The organism is Methylomarinum vadi (assembly GCF_000733935.1).
In the GTDB taxonomy this organism is placed as follows: Bacteria; Pseudomonadota; Gammaproteobacteria; order Methylococcales; family Methylomonadaceae; genus Methylomarinum; species Methylomarinum vadi.
Window position 1 is genome coordinate 3,606,817 of sequence record NZ_JPON01000001.1, and the last position, 23,979, is coordinate 3,630,795.

At 55.4% G+C, this 23,979-nt stretch carries 18 protein-coding genes and 2 pseudogenes; 8 read left to right on the plus strand and 12 right to left on the minus strand.

Annotated features, from left to right (window positions below; all coding sequences use genetic code 11):
• Positions 1-51 precede the first annotated feature (51 nt).
• Complete coding sequence (locus EP25_RS22630) at positions 52-756, minus strand: Rossmann-fold NAD(P)-binding domain-containing protein (RefSeq protein WP_031435163.1); 705 nt, start codon at positions 754-756, stop codon at positions 52-54.
• 214 nt (positions 757-970) lie between these two features.
• The gene (locus tag EP25_RS22140) at positions 971-1,369 is read right to left on the minus strand and encodes a Rieske (2Fe-2S) protein (protein WP_051906844.1); all 399 of its coding nucleotides are present in this window, start codon (positions 1,367-1,369) and stop codon (positions 971-973) included.
• 305 nt (positions 1,370-1,674) lie between these two features.
• On the opposite strand from EP25_RS22140, the gene EP25_RS0118030 reads away from it, so the two are divergent.
• Entirely contained in the window at positions 1,675-3,471 is a 1,797-nt protein-coding gene (locus EP25_RS0118030; RefSeq protein WP_031435165.1) for an assimilatory sulfite reductase (NADPH) flavoprotein subunit, read from the plus strand.
• Positions 3,472-3,483: 12 nt separating this feature from the next.
• Positions 3,484-5,193, plus strand: a complete 1,710-nt coding sequence (cysI, locus tag EP25_RS0118035) for an assimilatory sulfite reductase (NADPH) hemoprotein subunit (protein ID WP_031435166.1) — start codon at positions 3,484-3,486, stop codon at positions 5,191-5,193.
• Between the two features lie 27 nt (positions 5,194-5,220).
• Here the strand turns inward: cysI and EP25_RS0118040 are convergent, their stop codons facing one another.
• The 5 genes from EP25_RS0118040 to EP25_RS23285 form a co-directional block, all read right to left on the minus strand.
• Entirely contained in the window at positions 5,221-6,096 is an 876-nt protein-coding gene (locus EP25_RS0118040) for a hypothetical protein (protein WP_031435167.1), read from the minus strand.
• Between the two features lie 261 nt (positions 6,097-6,357).
• Positions 6,358-8,133 (minus strand): TolC family protein, encoded by a 1,776-nt coding sequence (locus EP25_RS0118045; protein WP_036301422.1) that lies wholly within the window; start codon positions 8,131-8,133, stop codon positions 6,358-6,360.
• 31 nt (positions 8,134-8,164) lie between these two features.
• Positions 8,165-9,478, minus strand: a complete 1,314-nt coding sequence (locus tag EP25_RS0118050; protein WP_031435169.1) for an HlyD family secretion protein — start codon at positions 9,476-9,478, stop codon at positions 8,165-8,167.
• Positions 9,475-10,866 carry an ATP-binding cassette domain-containing protein gene (locus EP25_RS22145; RefSeq protein ID WP_051906846.1) on the minus strand — a complete coding sequence of 464 codons (1,392 nt, stop codon included), beginning with the start codon at positions 10,864-10,866 and terminating at the stop codon, positions 9,475-9,477. The genes EP25_RS0118050 and EP25_RS22145 overlap by 4 nt, the downstream gene beginning before the upstream one ends.
• A complete protein-coding gene (locus tag EP25_RS23285; protein WP_051906848.1) occupies positions 10,863-11,540 on the minus strand; it encodes a hypothetical protein in 678 nt (225 codons plus the stop codon). The genes EP25_RS22145 and EP25_RS23285 overlap by 4 nt, the downstream gene beginning before the upstream one ends.
• 163 nt (positions 11,541-11,703) lie before the next feature.
• Between EP25_RS23285 and tnpA (EP25_RS0118060) the strand changes: the two are divergent.
• Positions 11,704-12,135 (plus strand): annotated as a pseudogene (tnpA, locus tag EP25_RS0118060) (IS200/IS605 family transposase).
• Positions 12,136-12,289: 154 nt separating this feature from the next.
• Positions 12,290-12,721, plus strand: a pseudogene (gene tnpA / locus EP25_RS0118070) (IS200/IS605 family transposase).
• Between the two features lie 84 nt (positions 12,722-12,805).
• Here tnpA (EP25_RS0118070) and ppc read toward each other — a convergent pair.
• Positions 12,806-15,598: a phosphoenolpyruvate carboxylase gene (gene ppc, locus EP25_RS0118080; RefSeq protein WP_036300748.1), complete on the minus strand. Its 2,793-nt coding sequence runs from the start codon at positions 15,596-15,598 to the stop codon at positions 12,806-12,808.
• 223 nt (positions 15,599-15,821) lie between these two features.
• Between ppc and EP25_RS0118085 the strand changes: the two genes are divergently transcribed.
• Together EP25_RS0118085 and nhaR are read left to right on the plus strand one after the other, a co-directional pair.
• Complete coding sequence (locus tag EP25_RS0118085; RefSeq protein WP_031435171.1) at positions 15,822-16,769, plus strand: IS5 family transposase; 948 nt, start codon at positions 15,822-15,824, stop codon at positions 16,767-16,769.
• 217 nt (positions 16,770-16,986) lie between these two features.
• Positions 16,987-17,883, plus strand: a complete 897-nt coding sequence (nhaR, locus tag EP25_RS0118090; protein WP_031435172.1) for a transcriptional activator NhaR — start codon at positions 16,987-16,989, stop codon at positions 17,881-17,883.
• A gap of 33 nt (positions 17,884-17,916) precedes the next feature.
• On the opposite strand, the gene EP25_RS0118095 is transcribed toward nhaR, so the two are convergent.
• The 3 genes from EP25_RS0118095 to EP25_RS0118105 are packed head-to-tail and all read right to left on the minus strand — an operon-like array spanning position 17,917 to position 22,113.
• Positions 17,917-19,548 (minus strand): hypothetical protein, encoded by a 1,632-nt coding sequence (locus EP25_RS0118095; protein ID WP_031435173.1) that lies wholly within the window; start codon positions 19,546-19,548, stop codon positions 17,917-17,919.
• Complete coding sequence (locus EP25_RS0118100; RefSeq protein WP_031435174.1) at positions 19,545-20,999, minus strand: PPC domain-containing protein; 1,455 nt, start codon at positions 20,997-20,999, stop codon at positions 19,545-19,547. The genes EP25_RS0118095 and EP25_RS0118100 overlap by 4 nt, the downstream gene beginning before the upstream one ends.
• A gap of 52 nt (positions 21,000-21,051) precedes the next feature.
• Positions 21,052-22,113: a hypothetical protein gene (locus EP25_RS0118105; RefSeq protein WP_031435175.1), complete on the minus strand. Its 1,062-nt coding sequence runs from the start codon at positions 22,111-22,113 to the stop codon at positions 21,052-21,054.
• Between the two features lie 203 nt (positions 22,114-22,316).
• Here EP25_RS0118105 and EP25_RS0118110 point away from each other — a divergent pair, with 203 nt between their 5' ends.
• Both EP25_RS0118110 and smbP read left to right on the plus strand, forming a co-directional pair.
• Positions 22,317-22,769 (plus strand): MerR family transcriptional regulator, encoded by a 453-nt coding sequence (locus tag EP25_RS0118110; RefSeq protein WP_031435176.1) that lies wholly within the window; start codon positions 22,317-22,319, stop codon positions 22,767-22,769.
• 29 nt (positions 22,770-22,798) lie between these two features.
• Positions 22,799-23,287, plus strand: a complete 489-nt coding sequence (gene smbP / locus EP25_RS22150) for a small metal-binding protein SmbP (protein ID WP_152555679.1) — start codon at positions 22,799-22,801, stop codon at positions 23,285-23,287.
• A gap of 177 nt (positions 23,288-23,464) precedes the next feature.
• Here smbP and EP25_RS22155 read toward each other — a convergent pair whose 3' ends face one another.
• Complete coding sequence (locus EP25_RS22155; RefSeq protein WP_031435177.1) at positions 23,465-23,845, minus strand: rhodanese-like domain-containing protein; 381 nt, start codon at positions 23,843-23,845, stop codon at positions 23,465-23,467.
• Positions 23,846-23,979: the final 134 nt, after the last annotated feature.

Consider the following 23,979-nt stretch of genomic DNA (forward strand, 5'->3'; position numbering starts at 1 on the left):
TCAAGGGTCGAATTATGCTTAACATGGACGATGAATAATATTCGTCCTCGATTAAAACAAGGCGCGAAAGCGGTAGCCTCCCAGCCAGTCGCGAATTTTGTCGTTGCTGACTTTTTTGCTGGCGTAACTATTGCCGAAATCCTGAAGGGGCAAGCCGTAATGATCGGCGATGTCGCGCCAGAGCAAGGCCTCGCCGTCGGCCAGGTTGAAGCGTTCGCCGCGCGGGTTGCGGTCGTCGTCCAGCAAACGCTCGGTGATCGTGACGATGTCGTCGACATGAATCAGATTGACGCGTTTATCCGGCGTCTTGATCAGGCCTTTCCTCAACCAGTCCTGCGGCTGGCGATTCGGGCCGTAAATGCCGGCCAGCACCAGTATCGTCGCGCCTTGTTGGCGCAGCCACTCCTCGCTCACGACTCGCTCGCGGGTCAAATCTAGCGGTTGGTCTTCATCGATCCGCAGGTCCGTTTGCTGCGTTCGATAGCAGGAGGTGCTGGCATAGACAAACAGCTTCCGGACATTCGTCAACTTTGTCCGATAAAACGCCTGCACCTGATCCAGCGGCGCAGCCGGAAACGTCCATATCACGTTGCCGGCTTGCGGAAGACTATCCCAACTGTCGGGGGCGGACAGATCGAAATAAATCGATTGTCGCATTGCCTTTTCCTCGCTGCGGTGGGTCATCGCCGCGTCTAGTCGGTCGGCCAGCCTTCGACCGACGTAGCCGCCTCCGAGTATTAATGTTTTTATGCTCATTGCGTAACTTCTAACTCATTGCAGCTAGGCTGAGAAAAATGCCTAGTTCGCGCAAGCCTAGCTGGGCTGCCGGAAAGAGCGGTAGTAGCGCGCATTAGTAAGAATGATCTTGATAACTAAAGTGGATAGACATGCCCTGAAACCAATTTATAGTAAAGTTTTGCTTGAAGCATCGAACAATCCTGTCAAATGCTTAGTAATCAGGGCACCTATGTCATTCCAAAGGTATATCTTGGTCTGTCTTTAAAGGGTCGATAATGCGGATATGCTTATCGGCAAAATAGATACGACCTTCCTTCTCGATAACCTGCACCGGCTGCAGTTTCTTGCCGGAGCCTTTTGGAGATAAACATTCGCCGCTTGTCGGATCAAATTCAAAACCATGCATGGAGCAGCTCAGCAGTTGGCCGTTGGCATTGAACACGGTATCGGCTTCGCAATCCAGCCGCCGCTCCCCATGTCTGCAACTATTCAAATACGCTCGAACACGGTCTTGGTGATAAAAAATGACGGCGGTGGCTTTTTTTTCACGATATTCAATATGGCTAATGAAATAATCGAGGCTGGTTAGCTTATCGGAGGTACAAATAAACTGCAGATCATCGGAATACATCGTAATTCATTTTCAGAGCAAATTACGTAATCTATGCAAGTAGCGAATCAAAATCAAGCCTATAAAGATTAAGGAAATAACCTTTCGAAAATCTCATCTCTTAGATATAGGTTGTTTCATTGTCTCTTCCTCAATAAAGCGTAAACCTCGTTACTTTGGAAGAAGCTAGCTATAGCGCAATTAACCAAGTAAAATACTTGGTTATTAATCTTGTTAGACTTCCGTCGGGTACATACTGACATGCTTCGATTGCTGCAGATATCCATGGAACTCATCTATTGCGCGGCACGATAAGGATAATATTTATGCACGATTCACTTCCCGAACAAAGCCAGACACCATTCGACGAGCAACGCTATCGCTTGTTCCAGCAATTGGTTTCGTCCCTGACGCCGGAGCAAAAAGCCTGGATGGCGGGCTACTTGACCGCGCAATTGACCTCTACCTCACATAGCGCTGGAGCTATGACACAGGCTGAAGAAATCACCATCCTAGTGGGTTCCCAGACCGGCAATTCCGAGGCGTTGGCCGAACAAACCCAGGCCTTGGCCAGGGAACGTGGATTGCGGGCCGTGATCAAAGACATGGGCGATTACAAGGCGCCGCAACTGAAGACCGAAAAATTTCTGCTGGTGATCGTCAGCACATACGGGGAAGGGGAACCGCCAGACAACGCCCGCGAGCTGTATGAATTTTTGTTCAGCAAGCGCGCGCCATCGCTGAAAAACACCCAGTTTGCCGTGTTGGCCCTGGGCGATTCCAGTTACGAATTCTTTTGCAAGACCGGTGCCGATTTCGACCGAAGATTGGAAGAACTGGGCGCGGCGCGGCTGCATGAACGGGTCGATTGCGACGTCGATTACGAGACGGCGGCGGAAGGCTGGATCAACGCCGTGCTGGAGGATTTGAGCCAACGCACGCAAAGCGCGCCATCGGCAACCGCTCAGCCAGCATCACCGCTCTCCAGCGCCGGGACATCCCCTTATTCGCGCAAGCACCCGTTTCCGGCCGTCTTATTGGAAGATATCGTGTTGAACGGGCGCGGTTCGCAGAAAGAAACCCATCATTACGAATTGTCGCTGGAAGGCTCCGGCCTGCATTACGAGCCGGGCGATGCGCTGGGCGTTTATCCCTGTAATGCACCGGAAATGGTCGACGAACTGCTCAAGAAGCTACATTTCAATGGCGAAGAAAAAATCGACAATGACGGCAAGGACAGCACATTATCTGAAGCCCTGTTGCGAAACTATGAGATCACGACACCGACTCGGCCGATGCTGCAAAAATACGCGGCATTGATCAACAATGCCGAGCTGGCGCGCTTGTTGGACGAGGCGCATAAGCAAGCGCTGGCGGACTATTTATACGGCCGAGAAATCATCGATGTCGTCACCGATTTTCCGGGGGGCGAACTGAATCCGCAAGACTTCATAGGCTGCCTGCGCAAGCTGCCGCCGCGCCTTTATTCGATCGCCTCCAGCCTGAAACAGCATCCGGACGAAGTGCATCTGACCGTCGCGGCGGTCAGGTATCAAAGCCACGGACGCAGGCGTCACGGCGTTTGTTCGACCTTCCTGGCCGACCGCTTGGGGCCTGATAGTACGATTCCGGTTTATGTCGATCACAACAAAAACTTCAAATTGCCGACAGACCCCGACACCCCGATCATCATGATCGGCCCCGGCACCGGCATCGCGCCGTTCCGCGCCTTTGTCGAGGAGCGGGAGGCGATCGGGGCGTCCGGCAAGAATTGGTTGTTTTTCGGCGATCAACATTTCATGACCGATTATCTTTATCAAAGCGAATGGTTGCGCTATCTGAAAAGCGGCCTGCTGACGCGGATGAACGTCGCCTTTTCTCGCGACCAGGCAGAGAAAGTCTATGTGCAACAGCGCATGCGGGAAAACGGACGCGATTTGTACGCCTGGCTGCAGGAAGGCGCCTATCTTTATGTCTGCGGCGACGAGAAGCACATGGCGCGCGACGTGCACGAGACCTTGCTCGGCCTGGTCGAACGGGAAGGCGGCATGAGCCGCGAGGCGGCCGAGCAGTATGTCAAAACCCTACAGAAAGAAAAACGCTATCAGCGTGATGTTTATTAAGAGGATGAAGCGATGACCGATGTGTCTGCGGAAGAACTGAACAAACGAGTGGAAGTGGAGCGCATCAAGGACGCCAGCAATTATCTGCGCGGCACCTTGGTGGAAAGCCTGAACGACCCGTTGACCGGCGCGCTGGCCGACAGCGACACCCAGCTGTCCAAGTTTCACGGCATTTACCAGCAAGACGACCGCGAACTGCGCGACGAGCGGCGCAAGCAGAAACTGGAGCCGCATTACCAGTTCATGGTTCGGGTCCGGGTCGCCGGCGGCATTTGCACGCCGGCGCAATGGCTGGAAATGGACCGCATCGCCAACACTTGGTGCAATGGTAGCATCCGCCTGACCACGCGCCAGGCGTTGCAGTTTCACGGCATCCTGAAACGCGACTTGAAGCGCAGCATCGCCGAAATCAATGCCTCCTTGCTCGACACCATCGCCGCCTGCGGCGACGTCAACCGCAACGTCATGTGCAGCCCGCTGCCGGAACAATCACGCTTGCACGAAGAAGCTTATGAATACGCGCGCCGCATCAACGACCATCTGACGCCGCGAACCACCGCTTACCACGAAATCTGGCTGGACGAAAAACTGATCGATTCCAGCCGCCAGGACGAGGAGCCGATCTACGGCAAGCATTATTTGCCGCGCAAATTCAAGACCGCGGTCGCGGTGCCGCCCACCAATGACGTCGACATCTTCGCCAACGACCTCGGTTTCATCGCGATCGCCGAGAACGGCCATTTGGTCGGCTTCAATGTTACGGTCGGCGGCGGCATGAGCCTGACCCACGGGGAGCCGAACACATACCCGCGTCTGGCCGACCTGATCGGCTACTGCCCCAAACACAAGACCTTGCAGGTGGCCGAAGAGATCGTTAAGATCCAGCGCGATTTCGGCGACCGGACCAACCGCAAGCACGCGCGCCTGAAATACACGATCGACGACCGCGGCGTCGACTGGTTCAAATTCGAACTGAACCGGCGCCTGGGCTGGCAATTGGAGGCGCCGAGAGGCTACACGTTCGACTATTCCGGCGACCGTTACGGCTGGATCAAAGATAGCAACGATCTTTGGTATTACACCGTGTTCATTCAGAACGGCCGCATCGCCGACAGCGATGCGGCGCCCATCATGACCGGAATGCGCGAGATCGCCAAGGCGCATGACGGCGACTTCCGCATTTCGCCGAACCAGAACCTGATCATCGGCAAGGTCAGCGACAAGAACAAGCCAGTCATCGAGTCGCTGCTGCAACAATACCGCTTCCACGAGCCCGAACGGCAAAGCGCGCTGCGCCTGAATGCGATGGCCTGTGTCGCGTTGCCGACCTGCGGCCTGGCGATGGCCGAGAGCGAGCGCTATCTGCCGGCCTTCCTCGACAAGCTGGAGCCGATTCTGCACCGCTACGGACTGCAAAACGAGCCGATCCTATTGCGCATGACCGGCTGTCCGAACGGCTGCGCCCGACCCTTTCTCGGCGAGATCGGCCTGGTCGGCAAGGCGCCGGGAAAATACAACCTCTACTTGGGCGCCGGTTTTCAAGGCCAACGTTTGAACAGGCTGTACCGGGAAAACATCAACGAGGAGCAAATCCTGGACGCCTTGACGCCCCTGCTGCAACAGTATGCCGACGAGCGCAAAGAAGGCGAGCATTTCGGCGATTTCGCGGTCCGCGCCGGCCATATCGAACCGGTGACGGCGGGACGGGATTTTCAGCGGTGAAACGTTCTTTTTGAGCCGCTTTACCGCTCAATGCAAACGACGCTGTCCGGAACGATACACCGACATGCGTTCTTTCCTGCTAAGAGCCTCCCGTTTTTTCGGCAGCCCCTTGACGAAGAAAGCAATGTCGCCCGGTCGCGCATTTTCACTGAGCACCGGCACGACGTAGGCGGCGTTGCGGACTCTATCCAGCTGGGGCTGATTAAAACCGCGCAACCAGGAAAGCACGTGATCGATTTTACCGTTTTTGACCAGGCCCAGTACCGCGAGATCGGAAGCCAGAATGTCGGCCTGCTGGTCTTTCGAACAGCGTTGAATCATCGCCAGCAGCGACGGTTTTTCGGACGCATCGAGATTATCGACCAAGCCGTAAACGACATGGCTGGCGCTTAACACTATGGCTTGTTGCGAGGTATCGGAGAAACCCCGGATCAATGACAGGGTCTTGGCCGTGTTGCCGTATTTGGCCATGCCGAAGACCGCGTAAGGGATGCGGCAAATCGATAAACGCTGTTGCGTTTGCGGAAATTCCTGCAGCAAACGTCTGACGGCATCGGCCTTGCCGTTTTTGGCCAAAATAAAAACCACTTCCGGCGCTTTCAAAACGGCGAGTCGTCTCTCCAGCGAAGATAGCCGCGAGATCATGGACCACACCGCCTCAGTCTTGCCGGCCTGCGCCAGCTCGAACACGACATCGGGTTGGCACAACGCTTCGACCAAACATTCTTGCCATTCACCCGGCCCGTCGGCCAATGCGCTTAAAAACGCGACGGCGCGCTCGTTTTCCTTCAGAAAGCGGGACAAGGCTTGCGAATCGTTCAACATCTCTCGAAAGCGGGCGACGGTTTCATGCGTCAGCGCAAGGTCGTCGGATAATTCGAACATCTTTTGATCGTAACTCATTACGCACCTCTTTTTTCAATCGATGACCAGCCGCAAGTACGGATTCGGAAAAGGGCTCGTTTCAAGGGGTTGGTAGAATAGATTACCGAACCATTAAGTTTCTAGACTTCAATCCAGGAAAAGAGTTTAGAATTCAGCATAACTTAACAATCGGTCCAGCTAGCGCAAAAAATTGAGTTGTAACGAGGAGTTAACAATCAGGACGTCATGGAACTTATCCAGTCGGGCGAGCATTACCCGTCAGGGAAACGCCGGCCCAAATTACTCCGAAAAACCGACCTTGCTGAAGCCGAGCAAGGTGCCGGTGGCGTAAGTAAGGTCGATCAGGGAGACCTGATAATTGGCGATCGCGTTGACTTCCCGCACTTGCGCCTCGCCCAGCTTGGTCAGCATTTCCAGCACTTCGGTCATGGTCCGCAGGCCCTGGCGGAACTGTTTCAACTCGGCCTGATAATTCAAACCGGCCAGGATCACGTTCTGCCGCGTCACGACGATGCGTTGCCAGTCCTGGTCGACTCGGTCCAGCGCATCGAAAATCTCCCGGCGTATGCTCAGCTCGCGCAGGCGCTTCGTCGTCAGGCGCTGCAAGCGCTGCTGCACGGCGCGCTGCAGACGCGATTCGCGCAAGGCGTTGCTGACCGGCAATTCGAACTTCAAGCCGATCGACCAATCCTGAAAATCGCCGCTAACTGCATCGCCATAAGCGTCGCCAAAAGCCGTGTCGCGGCCCAGCGCGCCGTATTGATAATCGAGCATGAACAGCGGCAGGGTCTGATTGCGCAGATAGTCGATCTTGCTGGTGTCGGCGGCCAGTTTCAATTCCAGTTCCAGCAGTTCCAGGCGGCCCTGCAACGCTTGCCGCGCCAGCCGTTCCCGGTCGAAACTGAAGCCGGTCAGCAGCGGCGGGGTCTGCGGCGCCAGCCATTGCTGGGAATCCAGGTCCAGCCGCCGGTCGTTCAGCAACAACTTCAGCTTGCGCTGGCTCAATTTCAGTTTGGTTTGGGCGACGACCAGTTTTTCCATGCGCTCGGCGACCCCGATTTCAGCGCGATTCAGCTCCACCGCCGCGGTCAGCCCCTCGTCGACCCGACGCCTGACCATGGACAGGTTGTCGGCGGCGTTTTGATATTGCTGGCGCCGCACGTCCAGCTCGCCCCAGGCCGCGTACAGGGCCCAATAGGCGCGGTCGATCGCCGCCAGCACACGGATGCTTTGCAGCCGCAGACCGACATCGGCGGCCCGTTTTTGATAGGCGGCGATGCGAATGCCGGCGACGTTGTTAGCGATGCCGGCGCCGCGCAACAACGGCTGGCTGATGCTGAAGCGCAGTGCGCTGCGGAATTCGTCGCTGGTCACGCCCTTATAGGTGCGTTTGTGCACGAGAGGAGACGAAAGCGTGACCTTGCCGCCGGTCAGCAGCGGCACGCTGATGCCGGCTTCGATACCGTAGCTCTTGGTCTCCTGCGGTAACGCACTGAGTTTTGCTTCCGCGCCGTATAGCGGCGAGTTCTTGTCCAGCGTGCTGAACTTGACCAGATCGCCGTCGTAGAGCGGTGTGTCCTTGCGCCCGTATTTGGCGTTGACGAAAATCAGCTGATCGAACTTGGCTTCTTCCTCGCTGACGCGGGTCGCAGCGATATCCGGCTCCAGCACGGCAATTTTGAGATCCAGGTTGTTTGCCAGCGCCATCGCCCTGGCATCGGCGATGGTCAATGGCCAGCGGTTGTCTTTGCCTTGCCGTTCGCGCTTTCGGGGACGGATTTCTTCCTCGTCGCCTTCCATGTCGGGCCGAAGCGACGGCAAGGTCGGCGGCAACGACAGATCCAGAGGCTTGCGTTTACGTTCGGCCAACGACTGTTCCAGCGTCCGCGACTGGCCTTGCGCCCATTTTTGCAGCGAGACGCCTTCCTGCCGTTGCAGACGCTGCTCGACCTTAGACTCGATAGCCGGCTCCGGCGACGCGACGTCCAGAATTTTGCAGCCGCCGAGCAGGCCTAGGGCGACCAGAACCAGCAATCGTTCATTAATAACGCGCATGCCATTCGACTCCATCGCTAATCCCGCAGTTTTACAGACGCTTACGCGCGACATCCGACAATGGCGATTCCGGTGTCAGCATCGGCGGGAAGCCGTTCAATTGCCGCCAAATCTCGTAACCCAGCGAGACCCGGCTGAGCAGCACCCAACCGCGCACGCGAACGCCCTGGCGCAAAAAACGATTCGACGGCCAGACGCGGTCCTGTTCGTCGGGCACGACCATAACCCTGAATTCGCCCTTGCCGTTGTCGGTCGAGTCGACGAAGGCGACGCGGCCGCCGAAGGTGCCGACCGCGACTTCCGGCCAACCGACGAACTGCACGGCGGGCCAGCCTTCGAATTGCAGGCGGACATGATGGCCGGGCAGGGTCAAGGGCGCGTCGTTGCCGTCCAACCACAGCTCAACAGCGTATTGATCGGTGGTCGGAATCAGGATAGCCAACGGATCGCCCTGTTTCAGCACCTGTGCCTCCGGATTGCTGAGCAAGCGCAGGATCGCGCCGTCGCGCGGCGCCTCGATCACCTGGGACTGTTGCCGGGCCAACGCCACCTCGATCTTGGCCAGACTGGCGCGGCTTTCCTCCAGTTCGCTCAGCGTCTTGTTCAGATAAGCGGTGACCGCGCTGATCTTGGCGTCGGCATCGGCGCGTATTCTTTCGATGTCGGCCATGGCCGCCTGCTCCGCTGCATTGGCCGACTGCAACGAGGCCTGCGCGCTGTTGCGGCCGCGCAGTGCGACGCTCAGATCGCGCTCGGCCAATTCGAATTCGCGCCGCGACACCAGGCCGTCGCTCAACAAATTATGCAGACGCTGACGTTGCAGGCGCGCGGTCTCCAGCGTCGCCTTGGCCGCCGCCAGCGACTCGCCGGCGGCCCGCGCTTTCTGGCGGGCCATCTCCAGCTTGTATTGCGCGGTGGCGATCTTGATGTCCCGCGCCGCGCCGAGATTGTCGCTTTGCAGCCTGTAGGCCTGCAATTCCTGTTCTTTCGCCGCGACCTTGGCGCTGGCCGCCGCCAGTTGTTGTTGCAGGCGGTCTGTGTAGCGGGGATCGATGTCGCTGATTTCGACCAGTTTGTCGCCCTGTCTGACGCGGTCGCCTTCCTTGACATGCCATTTGACGATACGGCCGGAAACGGTGGCGTCGACGGTCTGTTGCCGCTCGATCGGCGCGTAGGCGACGACGCGGCCTATGCCGGTGACATTTTGTTGCCAGGGCAGAAACAGCATCGCCAACGGGATCGTCAGGAACAACCAGGCGAACAGGCGCGCCAGCCGCGACACCAGGTGCGGCGTCTGCGCCGCGCTCAGCGCGCTCAGGGAGTTCTGGGTACGCACTCTTCTCATGGTCTTGCCTCCATCGGCCAAACCATCGTCCGCCGGCAATGCTCAGCGACATCGCGCAAACGGGTCAGCACCAACAAGGAAAAGTTGTGCTCCGCTCGGAATAACACGCGATAAATCTGTTCGCGCGTCATCTCGTCGAGATCGTCCAGTATGCCGTCGATCACCAGCAAGTTGGGCCGGCCGACCAGCGCCCGGGCGATCAACAGCCGGCTTAACTGGGAAGAGGCCAACGGCGTGCCGGCGGCGGTAATTTCGCTGTGCAGACCTTCGGGCAGGCACTTCAACTCGTGCAGCAGCCCCAATTGCTCCAGCACCTGGCGGATCTCGGTGTTGTCGATCTCGCCGCGTCCCAAGCGCACGTTTTCGAGGACGCTGTCCTCGATGACTTCGCGGCGGTTGACGATGGCGACCTGGCGGCGCAGGGTCTGCAGGCTCAAATCGCACAGATCGACGCCGTTCAGCTCGATGCGCCCGCCGCTGGGCAGTCGCAGACCGCCAAGCAAATCGGCCAGGGTGGTCTTGCCGCCGCCGGATGGACACAACAGCGCCAGGTTTTCTCCGGCAGGCAAGCTGAAACTGAGCCCGTCGATCAAGGCATGTTTGCTATGGTAGGCGAAGCTCAGGTCGGTCACCTTCAGTTCGGCGGCCATGTCGCGATCGATTTTTTCCCCGCCTTGTCGTTCCAGAGGCAAATCGAGCAAATGACCGAGTTTGTCGACCCCGGCCATCAGGTCGTAGAACCCCTCCAGTTGTTTGCCGAACTTGGCGAACGAAGACAACACCCCGGACACGATCAATTCGGCGGCGACCAATTGCCCTAGCGTCAACTGCCCTTCGATGACCAGCAAACCGCCGATCGCCAGCAGACTGGTGCCGGCCACGGCATGCAGCGCGACCGCGCCGATCGTTTGCCGCAGCACGACGCGGTAATGGCGTTTGCGGTTGGCCAGATAGGTGTGAGCCAATTCATCGCTGCGTTGTCGGGCGAACTCCGGGCCGCCGGCGGACTTGAAGGTCAGCATGTTGCGGGCCACCGTTTCCAGCCAGGCGGCCAACGCATATTTGGCCTTCGATTCTTCGACCGCGGTATCGATGGCGTTGCGTCCCAGCACGAACAATACGAATGCGATCAGACCGCTCAGTACGACATCGAACACCAGCAACAGCGGATGGTAGGCCGCCAACACCAGCAAGCCGACCAGGGCCTGCAACACCGTCGCCAAACCGGACAGCAACAGCGTTGCGCCGGCCTTTTGTATCGTGACGACATCGAAAAAGCGGTTCACCAGTTCCGCGCCGTTGTGGCGATCGTACACTTCGCTATCGACGCGCGGCAGACGCTGGGCCAGGTCGGTCGAAACGCCGATGAAGATGCGCCGTTGTATCAATTCGACCAGATAGGTCTGGAGTACGTAGATGACGCCCCGAAGGCCAGGAATACGAACAGGATGAAGGCGAGCACGATCAACGGCTGCAGCATGCCGCCGAGCGCCACGGTGTTGACCAGCGCCTGCACCGCGATCGGCGTCGCCAGATAGAGCAGTCCCGTGCCCAAGGAAAACAACAACACCAGCAACAAATCATGGCGTTCGCCGCGCAACAGGCCGAGCAAACGCCGCAGCGGCGGCAGCGCATCGTCGTGAGCGTGGCTCTTGGCCGCCGCCAACGGTTCCGCCGCTTCCAGCAGCAGCCAAAGACGCCCCTGCTTCGGATCGGCTGGCAGCAAAGCGGCGATGTCTCCGGCGCGATCACGCCGGTCGTCGATCTGGCCGTCCTCGATCAATACGGCGTCGACACGGCCTCGGCTGAAGCCGGCCAATACCAGCCATCGCCCCGGTTCCAGCCGGGTCAGCAGCGGCATTGCATGGCCGCAGACCGCCAGCGCATCGTCCAAGGTCAATACCGCTTCGGTCGCGCGCAGACCTAATTGTTCGGCGGCGGCCGTTAACGCAACCGGGCTGTCATCGCCGGCGAGCTGTATGCGGCTCAAATCGGTTTCTTTGTCGCCGATCTCCAATTCGTCCAGCAAATAATGCAAAACCGTTCTGAGGCTTGTGTTCATCTACTATCAGCAAGTGCGGATTATGAATCCTATTTTCGTAAGTCTAGCTGGCGGAATGCCTGTCGGCTTCCGCCCTACCTAATTTAATTATCCATCATAAGGTTTAAACCACCGGCTTTAGCCGGTCAGCTTTAGCTGCGATAATTTGCCCAAGGAGGTGGCGATGGACTATAGATACGGCAGCCATACGGTTTACCAAATTGAGTATCATTTTGTTTGGGTTACGAAGTATCGTTATAAAGTGCTGAAGGATGAAATAGCCGAACGAGTGAGAGACTTGGTGCGGCAGACATGCGAAGCCTTTGAGATACGGATTATCAAAGGTGTCGTGAGCAAAGATCATGTGCACATTTTGGTGAGTGCGCCGCCGACTATGGCCCCAAGCGAAATCATGAGGCGAATCAAGGGACGAACTTCGAGCTATCTGTTCGAAGAGTTCCCGCACTTGAAAAAGCGATATTGGGGTCGACATTTTTGAGCCCGCGGTTATTTTTGCGCCACAGTGGGGCAAATGACTGATGAGATGATAAAGCAATATTTGGAGCATCACTTTGAACCTAATCCAAACGATAATTTCAAGATGGAGCCCGACTAAGACGCGTCGTTTAGTCGACGCGTATCCGGACTTTCAGTCCGTTATTGGAACCCACCCGCTTGAGCGGGTGGTTGTTTAGTATCCATCATAAGGTTTAAACCACCGGCTTTAGCCGGTCAGCTTTAGCTGCGATAATTTGCCCAAGGAGGTGGCGATGGACTATAGATACGGCAGCCATACGGTTTACCAAATTGAGTATCATTTTGTTTGGGTTACGAAGTATCGTTATAAAGTGCTGAAGGATGAAATAGCCGAACGAGTGAGAGACTTGGTGCGGCAGACATGCGAAGCCTTTGAGATACGGATTATCAAAGGTGTCGTGAGCAAAGATCATGTGCACATTTTGGTGAGTGCGCCGCCGACTATGGCCCCAAGCGAAATCATGAGGCGAATCAAGGGACGAACTTCGAGCTATCTGTTCGAAGAGTTCCCGCACTTGAAAAAGCGATATTGGGGTCGACATTTTTGAGCCCGCGGTTATTTTTGCGCCACAGTGGGGCAAATGACTGATGAGATGATAAAGCAATATTTGGAGCATCACTTTGAACCTAATCCAAACGATAATTTCAAGATGGAGCCCGACTAAGACGCGTCGTTTAGTCGACGCGTATCCGGACTTTCAGTCCGTTATTGGAACCCACCCGCTTGAGCGGGTGGTTGTTTAGTTATTCTATCCGGTATTGCGCATGCCGGCGGCGATCGCGTTGATCGTGCGCAGCAGCGGCTGCAACCAGCGGCTGTCCTGGCTATTGTCGCCATCCGTCCGCAACCGTCGCAGTAAGTTTACCTGAATATAGTTCAAGGGGCCCAGATAGGCATTGCGGCGATGCAGCGACGACGCCAGCGAGGGGTTATCGGCCAACAGGCGGTCCTTCTCGGCGACCTGCAGTACCCACTCGACGCAGCGATGATATTCCTTCGCGATCAGGCCGTGGACGCGCTGACCGGTGTCGGGATCGAGACACAAGCTGGCATACTGTTTGGAAATGCGCATGTCCGATTTGCTTAACGCCATTTGCGCGTTACTCAGCAGGTTGCGGAAGAACGGCCAGTCGCGGTACATCGCGCGCAGTTTCTCCAGTCGTTCCGGCTTGCCCGCACACCAGGTCGACAGGCTCCAGCCGATGCCGTACCAGGCGGGGAAGGTCTGTCTCGACTGCGCCCAGGCGAACACCCAGGCGATCGCCCGCACCGAATTCTTCGACCGGTCCTGCTTTTTGCGATGCGACGGCCGCGACCCAATGTTGAGTTGGCCGATCTCGCCGACCGGGGTCGCCTCGTAGAAATAATCGAGGAAGCCGGGCGTGCGTTCGGTCAATTCGCGATAGCTTTGCTCGCCGAGCTGGGCCAGCTCGTCCATGACCGCGAGACTTTCCGGGCAATCGGCCTGGGCCGGCTGCACCAGGCTGACGCTGGCCTTCATCAAGCCGGTGACACCCATCGTCAATTCATAGATCGCCGTTTCCATGTTGTTGTAACGGTAGAACAGCACTTCACCCTGCTCGGTGAACTTGATCTGGCCGCGCACGGTATCGGGCGGCTGGGCCAGAATCGCCTCGTGGGTCGGGCCTCCGCCGCGGCCCACCGTGCCGCCCCGGCCGTGGAACAAGCGACATTTGATGCCGCGTTGCTCGGCCAGATCGATCACTCGCCGTTGCGCCTGGAACAGGTTCCAGGCCGAAGCCAGGATGCCGCCGTCCTTGCAGGAGTCGGAATAGCCTAGCATGATTTCCTGGCGACCGGCCGAAGCCTTCAGCAGTTCCCGATAGGTCGGCGTATCGAACAAACGGGTCAGCACGGTTTCGATATGTTTGAGGTCTTCCACCGTTTCGAACAACGGACTGACCTCGATATGGCAATGCCAGTGGCCGCCGATACAGCCGACCAGGCCGCTTTGTGCCGCCAGCAGCATCACCTCCATGATATGACTGGCCGAATGCGTCATCGAAATAACGTATTTGCCGAAACATTCCGGGCCGATTTCACGCTTCATGCCGGCCATGATGTCGAACAATTCCAAGGTCTGCTGGGTCGGTGCCGACAACGTGGAACGGTCGAACATCAAGCCGCCCGGCGTCGCCAGCGCCTCGCTCAACAACGCCAAGCGCTGTTCCTCGTCCAGCGCGGAATAATTTAGATCCAGCGCCGCCGCCAGGATCTCGGCGACCGCTTCACTGTGGCGGGACGATTCCTGACGCACATCCAGTTCCATTAAATGAAAGCCGAAGGTCTCGACCAGGCGGATCAGATCGCTCAGTTCCAGGTCGGCGATATCGCCGTCGCCATGACCCCGCAGGGATGTGTCGATCAGTTGCAAATCGCGCAGGAATTCCGCCGCGCTGCTATAGGCATGGCTGTCGCTGAGTTCGGGCTCGTCGTTGATGCGTCGGGATACCGTCAGCAGACTGCGTTCCATGCGGAATTTCATCAGGACCAGTTTATGCCGGTAAGGCTCCTGGGTGTAACGGTTTTCCAGCGCAGCAACCGAGGGACCCAGCATGGCGCGGTCGGCCTCCAGACTGTCGACGAACGCCTGGGTCAGGTCACAAAAGCCGTAAGATAAGGACAGTTGTCCGATCAATTCATCGAGACGCCGCACATATTCCTGCATGACCGTCTCGGCCTGCCGGCGCAACGCCAGCACCGTGATTTCAGGGGTTACGTTCGGGTTACCGTCGCGGTCGCCGCCAATCCAGGAACCGAAGCGAAGGAAACTGGGCACGCGAATTGCCTGGGCCGCCTCCTCGCCATAGACATCGGCCAGCGATAGCTGGAACTTGCGATAAACCTCGGCCGTGGCCTGGAACAGCGACAGCGAGAAATAGAATAAACCGGCGTCGATTTCGTCCGCTACGCTTAACTTGCGCGAGCGCACCTCGTCGGTTTTCCACAATAGTTGAATATAACTCTGCAGGCGGTTTAGCATCTGCTTGCGCGGGTTTCCCTGCAGGCGCTGGCCGCTCAAGGCCTCCTGCGCCTGAAAGATATTGCGCAACACGCCCTTGACGGTACGGCGCTTGGCTTCGGTCGGGTGCGCCGTCATCACCGGCATGTACAGCAGTTCGTCCAGCAAGGTCTGCAATTTGTCGGCGCCGACACCCGATTCCTTTAGCGTAATCAGCGTATCGTGGAAGGAACCGGGCCAGTAATGGCCGACCAATTGTTTGTTGCGGTTCTTTAGGTTGTAGGATTCCTCGGCGATGTTGAGCAGACTGAAATAATGGCTGAACACCCGCACTACCTCGTTCATCGCTTCTTCATCCAGATTTTCCACTGTTTCCAACAGGTGGCGGCGATGCGATTCGCTGGTTTCATCGCGCAACAGCCCCGCGAACTGCTTCTGCAATTGTTCGACTGCCTTATAAACCTCCGGGCGCGCCTGGGTCTTCAATACTTTGGTCAATAACGAGCCCAGCACTTTGGATGAATGACTCAGTTTGTTGTCGTCTATTGAAATATCCACTGCTTATCCTCTCATCGTAATAAATTGTTGTCGTCGACCTTTCGAAACCGGAGCGAGCGAGATGGTAGAAGCGCGCTTCGTGTTGGCCGAACGAACGATGGCAATAGCGTAAATATTTCAATATTCATTGTAAAATAGAATATTCATGAAAAATATATAGAAAATATCTATAAAAATGCTTGGCTTTGTTGCATAAATCGGCATAGCCCCCATATTCGAGGACATGGAGAAGAAAGGAAAGCAACGGTATAAGCTTAAAAACTGGTCGGCCTACAACCAAGCGCTGATCAATCGAGGTTCGCTCACGTTATGGTTTGATGAATCAGTCGTTCAGCATTGGCATCAGCCGGAAAAAACGGGGTATAGAGGCAGTCCAATGACCTATTCTGAGATGGCGATTCAATGTGCGCTGACTCTCAGAGAAGTGTTTAAACTGACCTTGCGAGCGACGCAAGGATTTTTGCTATCGCTGATTCAGCTATTAAAGATCGATGTCCAAGTGCCTCATTACAGTACGTTAAGCCGGCGTCAACAAGCCTTATCGGTACGCCTGCCAAGATCGGCAAGCCAAGCGCCTCGCCATCTGGTGGTGGATTCAACGGGATTAAAGGTCTATGGCGAAGGAGAATGGAAAGTTCGCAAACATGGCGTGGGCAAGCGTCGAACATGGCGAAAACTCCATGTAATGGTGGATGCACAGACCCAAGAAGTCGTTGCGGCTGAGTTGACGGCCAATTTTGTCGGCGACCCTGAAGTACTGCCGGATTTATTGGGCCAAGTGGATGACCAAGATAAGATTACCGCCGTGGCAGGTGATGGCGCCTATGATACCGTTACTTGTCATCAAGCCATTCGCAATAAAGGGGCTCGCGCTTTGATTCCACCGCGCGAAGGCGCTGTCGAATGGCCTGATGACGAAGAGGGGGCGGTTCATCCCAGAACCGCCATTATACGGCGCTGTGCTGAAGTCGGTGAAGCGGAATGGAAACGGCAAAGTGGTTACCATCGCCGGAGTCTGGCGGAAACCTCGATGTTTCGAGTCAAAGGATTATTCAGCGATAAATTGAAAAATAGGACCTTTGCCGCCCAACAGGTCGAGGCTTACCTGCGCATTGGGGCGATGAATAAAATGACAGGCCTTGGTATGCCTGAAAGTTACCCAGTCTCATGAAAAAGTTAAGGGGAAACAGGAATGGACTGTCTCTCGTTTATTTATGCAACAAAGCCAAAATGCTTTATAAAATTATCAGACGAGTGAGAGAATATCGATTTTGTCCGTGGCAACGCCGGAAATATGGGCCTGCGCTACGGGCTTGCGGTTTTTTCATCATTACCAGTACCCCTGGCAATTTCGATTACCGTGGGATTTTGCAACACCAACGCCGGCTATGAAACGTATTAACTATCAACATTTGTTTTATTTTTGGAACGTCGTGCGCGAAGAAAGCGTGACCCGGGCCAGCGAGAAACTGCATTTGGCCCAACCGACCATTAGCGCACAATTGGCGGTGTTCGAGCAGGCGGTGGGCGAAAAACTGTTCTACAAACAAGGGCGTAAGTTGGTGTTAACGGAAACCGGCCGCATCGTTTTTCATTACGCCGACGAGATTTTTTCGCTGGGACGCGAGCTTGGCAATGCTTTGGAAGGTAAAGCAAGCGGCCGTGCCCTGCGCTTGAGTGTCGGTGTCGCCGACGCTCTGCCGAAAATGCTGGTTTACCGTTTGATCGAGCCGGCCCGCCATTTGCCCGAACCGGTACAGGTTTTTTGCTATGAAGACAAGGCGGAGCGCCTCTTGTCGGAAATGTCGCTGCAAGGCATCGATCTGGTGCTGTCGGATGTCCCGTTGACGCCGACCAGCGATAACAAGGCCTTCAATCATTTTCTCGGCGCTTGTTCGGTCTCCGTATTCGGAACCCGCCCATTAGCCGAACGTTATCGCGCGGATTTTCCCCGTTCCCTGAACGGCGCGCCGTTTCTGCTGCCGACCGGCAATACCGCATTGCGGCGTTCGTTGGATCAATGGTTCGATGAACAAAGCATCAGTCCAAAAATCGAAGCGGAGATCGAGGACAGCGCCTTGGTTAAAACATTCGGTAGCGGCGGCGCCGGGTTATTTGTCGCGCCGACCACGGTTGCCGAGGAAATCGAACGGCAATACAACGTCACCGCCATCGGCCATATCGACGTTGTCGAGGAACGCTTTTATGCCGTCACCATGCACAAAAGACTGAAGCATCCCGCCGTCACCGCCATTCTGGACTATGCGCGGGCCGAGTTGTTCTAGCCGGTTGTCATGGCGTCTCCAGTGACCATGGGATCAATCGATCAAGCCTTGCGCCGCCTTGCGATAGCCGCGCTTGAAAGCCTCGCGGGTTGATTGCCATTTATTGTATTTGGGGTAGGTTTTGCGCAGGATGTCGCGTACGTCCTTGCCGCCGCGCGCCAGCCGGCCGATATTGGCACCGGCCATGAAGGCGTCTTTATCGCTGGGCTGCTGGTCCTTGCCTTGGCCGCTGCCGATCACATAAGCGGTATAAAGCCGCTGTTGCCGCCAATAGCCGGGTTGGGAACTCTTACGCAAATTGACTAGCGCCTCGAACATATCGTTCTTGGTGTCGATATCGATAGTGCCGCGGAAAGCCTGCACCGATTCGGTTTCGTACCAGGAATAAAATTCCAGTTGGCGGCGGTGAACATCTTCGATGAAGATGACTTTTTCGCTCTTGCCGGCCGGAATGTCGGCGGCGATTTTCTGGTAGGCTTCCCGCCATTTGGCCTTGCGCGCCTGTCCATAGACATAATCGGTCGCCCCTTGGGTAAATTCGATCAACAGAAAGCCGATCGCGCTGAACATCTGGGCTCTTTTAGCCCGGTTAGGGGAGACCAATTTTTCGGCGATCAGGCTGTTTTCGGCCCGGTTATAGATATCGCCGAAGGCTTTTTCCAATTGATTTTGCTGACTCAGTTGTTGGTTTAGTTGTTTGACGACATGGCGGATATGACTTTTTTCGGCGCGGCTCAGTTTTTCGTAGCCGCCGTACAGGAATAAACGTTGTATTTCTTTCGGCACGCCCCGCCTCAACTCGGCGGGTAGTTTTTTAATTTCCTGGATTTCGACCTGGGCGATTTGTTCCGCCGTCGCCTGGGCTCCGTACACATCCTGATAACTGATGTCGACCGTGGAACCCGAGGCGGGAGCGGAAATGAGAGTAGTCGATTGCGCGGTGCCGGGCGATGTTTGGGCGCCGCTATCGGTATGCTGCGGTGTAGTGCCGACACCGCTGGTTTTGCCGAGTTTGATGACTGGCTCCTTGCCTTGGGCGATCTTTACCGCGCGGGCATTACGCTCCAGTTCCATCGCCTTGCTCCAAGCATCCGGATCGCCTTGTTGCATGCCTTGGCGTAATTGCGCCCAATAGTCCTGAATTTCCTTGGAATGGCGAATGGCTTCCTGTAATTCCTGCTCCCGCGCGAAAAACTTATCCGGATGTTCGCGCAGCGCCATTTCCTCGCTCAAGTCGGCCTTGGCGATCAGGTAGTCGCGCAATACCTTGCCGGAACGATCGACCAGGCCGCGCAGTTTTTCCAACTTTCCCAGAGGATCGCGGTATGTCGGTAGGGCGGAACGGGGGACCTTGCGCTGCGTCACCAACAATTGTTCGTATTGCTGTAAGGCGGATTGCGACTGGTAATGCTTAGCCTGCGCCGAGTTTATGCCGCGTTCGGCTTCCTGCAGTTTTTTCCTGACCTGGGCCGTGTCCAGATTCTTGAACTGATAAGGGTCGTCCAGGACCCCATATTCGGACAGATAGGGTTCGGCGCTGATCACGCGCCGGGCGGCTTCGGTGCGATCGTTATGGCGCGTATCGTCGGCCAGGCAGGCGGCGGCCAACAGAGCCCCGCAAAGCGCTACGACTGGCCGAGGCTTGGCGGTAAAACATTTGGTCATTGCAATGTCGCCGTGATGCGATAAGGCGATACCGAACGGGCGTCATCGCGGCCGTCATGGACTTCGATGTAATAGCTGCCGGGTTCGGGCAAGCTGACCTTGCCCATGACGTCGCCTCCCTTGCTCAGCGGTGCCATCCAGTTGGAAATGGTATTTTTTTCGCCGTTCCAGAGCCTGAATACCATATCCAAATCTTGCGGCGATTGCGTGATTTCCACCGTTAATTCGCCTTGTTTATCGACATCGACACGGTACCAGTCGGCGTCTCGCTTCGGTAGGATAGTGGCTGTCACCGTTTCTCCCAGCGGCAAGGGCTTGGCCTGGGCAAAGCTGTTATTGGGCTCGGCCCGGTCGCCGCTGGCTTTGAATTCGAAGGTCAAGGTAAACGGTTGCACCGAGCGTTGATCGTCGCGGTCGTCATGCACTTCCAAATAATAGCTGCCGGGCTCCGGCAAATCGAGGACCGCCTCGGTAGGCCCGCCCTTGCTCAACGGCGCGAACCAATTGGTTATCGTCTCCTTGTTGGCGTTCCAGAGACGAAAAACGATGGCCAGGTTTTCCGCGACTTGTTCGGCGACGATTTTCAACTCGCCTTGTTCGGCTATCTCGAAGCGATACCAGTCGACGTCGCGCTGCGGTAATATCGTTGCTTGGAGCGATGATTCCAGGTCGATCGGCGCCGCTTTGCCGAAACTGTCGTTCGGTTCGAAGCGATCGCCGCTGGGCGTGAATTGCAATTCCAATCGATAGCCGTCGCTGGCATGACTGTCGTCGCGGCCGTCGTGCACTTCCAAAAAGTAGTCGCCGGGACTTTTCAGGTCGATCGACGCGTTCAGCTCGCCTCCCTTGCGCAGCGGCGAATACCAGTTGCTGATGGTCTCTTTGTTGCCGTTCCAAACCCGCAGCACCAGATCGATGTTGTCCGGCACCTGTTTGCTGGCGATGACCAGTTGGCCTTGTTCGGGGACGGCCAGACGGTACCAGTCGGCGTCCCGGCGGGGTTGAATCGTGCCGCTGATCTCGCCGTTCAACGCGATCGGATCGGCTTTGCCGAAACTGTTGTTGGATTCGCTTTCGACACTGTCGGCGGTTATGGCTTCCGCCGTCTCGGCCGTATCATCGGGTCGTGTCGTTGTCGCTTCGGCTGCCGGCGAACCTTCTCCAGCTTCAAGTTCTTGCGCGGTGTTTTCCAAGTCCTGCAGGTTTCGGTCGATTTCGTCCAAGGCCTTGACCAGCTCGTCGAAACCCTCCGGCTTGGTCGCCGGGTCGAGCTGATCGTCGGCAATGTCGTCGATTTCCATGTCGATATCGGTCAACGTCATGATCTGTTCTTCGCTCAACGTGTCATCGCTGAGGGTTTCGGCCCAGGCCAAGTAAGGAAGCGCCGTGCAAGCCAGCCAGGCGCCGAAGCCAAGCATCATGGTTTGTCTCACTCTATTTTTCTTCATCATAAGCCATCTCTTCCCGTGTCAATGTGGCAATAACGATTAGTTCGCGGCATGGTTACTGCGGCGCGATTGCGATTTTGATGTGTCCCGTGCCTTCGTCGAGGCGGGTCAGTGGATTGCCGTGGGTCTTATAGGTGGTTTTCCATTTGGCCTTGCCGGAGACGTCGATGCTGTAACTCATCGCTCTGGGTCCGTATAGCACCAGCACATCGTCTTCGACATTCAAATGTTCGCCGTTGTCGATCTCCCACTTGCCGTCGGTCTTGCTCGGCCTGACTCGCCAAGTGTAGCGTTCATCATCGATTTCCCAACTGGTTTCGCCGATTCCGCCTCCCGGCAGTTGCACCTTGTAATTTAAAAAATGATTGGTTCGGTCGATTTCGATGATGTTGCCTTTCCGTTTGAGTCCCAGTCCGTATTTGCGCTGTTTGCCCATCAACAAAGCCTGCAATTTGATTTTTTTACTGGCCGGCAGCGGAAAACGGTAACCGATCGCATGCACTTCTTCGCCGTTGACGAAGAACTTCATGTCGCCGGACAACTCGGCGACATAGATCTCCAGCGGCGTCTTGACCGGCTCGCTTACCACTGCATCTTGAGCCGCGCCGGCAGCGGCCGCTTTTATGCCTTGTTTCTTCTGTTCTTCCTTTAGTTTTTTATCGTATTCTTCGATATCGCTGGCCAGTTTGATCAGTTTCCTGGCATGCGGCTTGAGCAATTGGCTTTTATATTTCATCATGTTGACGATGGTTTGCAGAAAGCCTTGCCGTTGCGGCATTTGCCTTTTGATTAGCGCGAACTGGCGTTTCATGTCGCGCATTTTCTGCGCTTCCTTATCGCGGCCTAGGGCCTGAAAACCTTCCTCGATTTTATCGATACGGCGGTAAGCCTCTTGAATGCGCTCCTTATGCTTGTCGAACCAACGCATGCTGTAGCGCGATTCCCGGTATTGGTCGAATAATTTGGTCGGACTGGTGGTATCGACGACGTCGTGGCGGTTGGCGAGCGGATTGTTTTTCGTGGGATTCAGACTGCCGCCGACGTCGGCCGGCAATGAAGCGCTGAACCAGAAGATCAGAAAAAAAATGCCTAATGTCGCCCACTTGAATCGTTTCATTACCTTCCCTCGACTTGGCTGCTTAAAAATTCACAATATGAAGAGCATTATGGCGCCGATTGAAAATCAATTACAACCAAGCAAAATGCTCTGAAAAGTCAAAGCATTTTCTCATTTAGTTGACGACAGAAAGGAAAAAATTTGATTGGGAGCTTGACCTATGAGTAGGACACAGGTTTTACACTGAATGCGCGGGAGGAAAAATGTTGTATCGAGTTAAAGAGCTAGCAAATCTGTGTCAGGTACCTCCGGACACCATTCGCCACTATACCCGTATCGGTTTATTAATACCGCAACGCGATCCGGTCAACGGTTATCGCCAATACACGGTCAATGACGCGAAGCGGTTGGATTTTATCCGTAAAGCGAAGAGCCTGGGGTTTAGCCTAAAGGAAATCGAACACATTTTAGCCGAAAGCCGTAAAGGGAAATCACCGTGTCCAATGGTGCGCGATTTGATTAGCCATCGCATTCGGGTAAACAGAGCGCGATTAGAGCATTTAATGGAGTTGCAAGTCCGCATGGAACAGACCTTGGAAGGCTGGAAGAAAATGCCCGATGGCATTCCCGATGGCGACAGCATCTGTTATCTGATTGAATCGGTGGGGATCGGCAGGGAATCAACTTCCGCTGTAGCAAAGAAAAAATCAAGTTGATTAAGTATCCAACATGAGGGGATCGAACAATGAACAACGCTCTACAAATTATTAGAATGTTTATTGCTACTTCGGTATTGGGATTGTTGCTAACCGGTGTTGTATACGCTGAAGCGCCGCATTCCATACAAGCGCTCGAACATGCCGTGGCTGCCGAAACGCACGGTAAAATGGGCCATTCTAAGGAGTTCCATCACCATGCCAAGGAAGCCATAAAGCATACGACGGCCAGTGAAAAAGCGCATACCGACGCGCATATGCATGTGACGGAAGCGATCAAACATCTGAAGGAAACCGTCAAACATGGCGAAATGGGGCATTCCTTAATCGCTATCCATGCGAAAGAAGCGCTCAAACACGCGGAAATTTCCGAAAAGGCCCACGCCGATGCGCATCATCACATGACCGAGGCGGCCAAACATTTACATGAATCTGTGAAACACAACGAAGCCGGACATAGGGACTTGGTTGCCGATCATACCCAGCAGGCGATAGAGCATATTAAAAGTACCTTTTAGGTTTGGTAACGCTGAGAAATCCTTTTCCGGATTTCTCAGCGAACCAGCATCCCAACGCGTCTAAAGTGCTGTTTTTTCTGCATATCTATCTATTTGTTTCTGTCGGGCCGTTGCCGGTTAAGGACTTACGGCAATTTAAGCTTTTTCGCTGCAATTGGCTCAATTTGAGACGTTCGCTTACTCAAAAGCAAAGCCCGCTTTTCTCCAGGCATTGGTTCCGCCTTCGAGATTGTAGAGATTGCGGTAACCCAGCTCGTGCAGCGTACGCGCCGCGGCATTGCCCATCGGTCCGCCTTCGCAATAGACATAAATGGGGGTATTTTTATCGGCCGGCAATTTATCCTTGTTTTCCTCGATTTCGTTATAGGGAATAAAGAGGTCCGTGCCCTTGATATGCCGTTGTTTGGGGGTATGAACGTCCACCAGGAAAATATCCTTCTTTTGCATGAGGTTGTTCAATTCCGGAGCGGTTATCATGGTCAAATAATCCGGTTGTTGAAACATGCAGCCGCTCAGCGTCACGATAAAAAAAGCAATAATCAGATGAAGTTTTTTCATAGGAAAAAGATGCACGGTAAATAAAAGAGCATCCTACCATTGACGGCGTGGAAAGCGAAAAACCGATAGCCAGAATTACGCGAAAACAGGGAATGAAAGATTCTGAACAAACACACAGAGAAATTAGGTTTTTT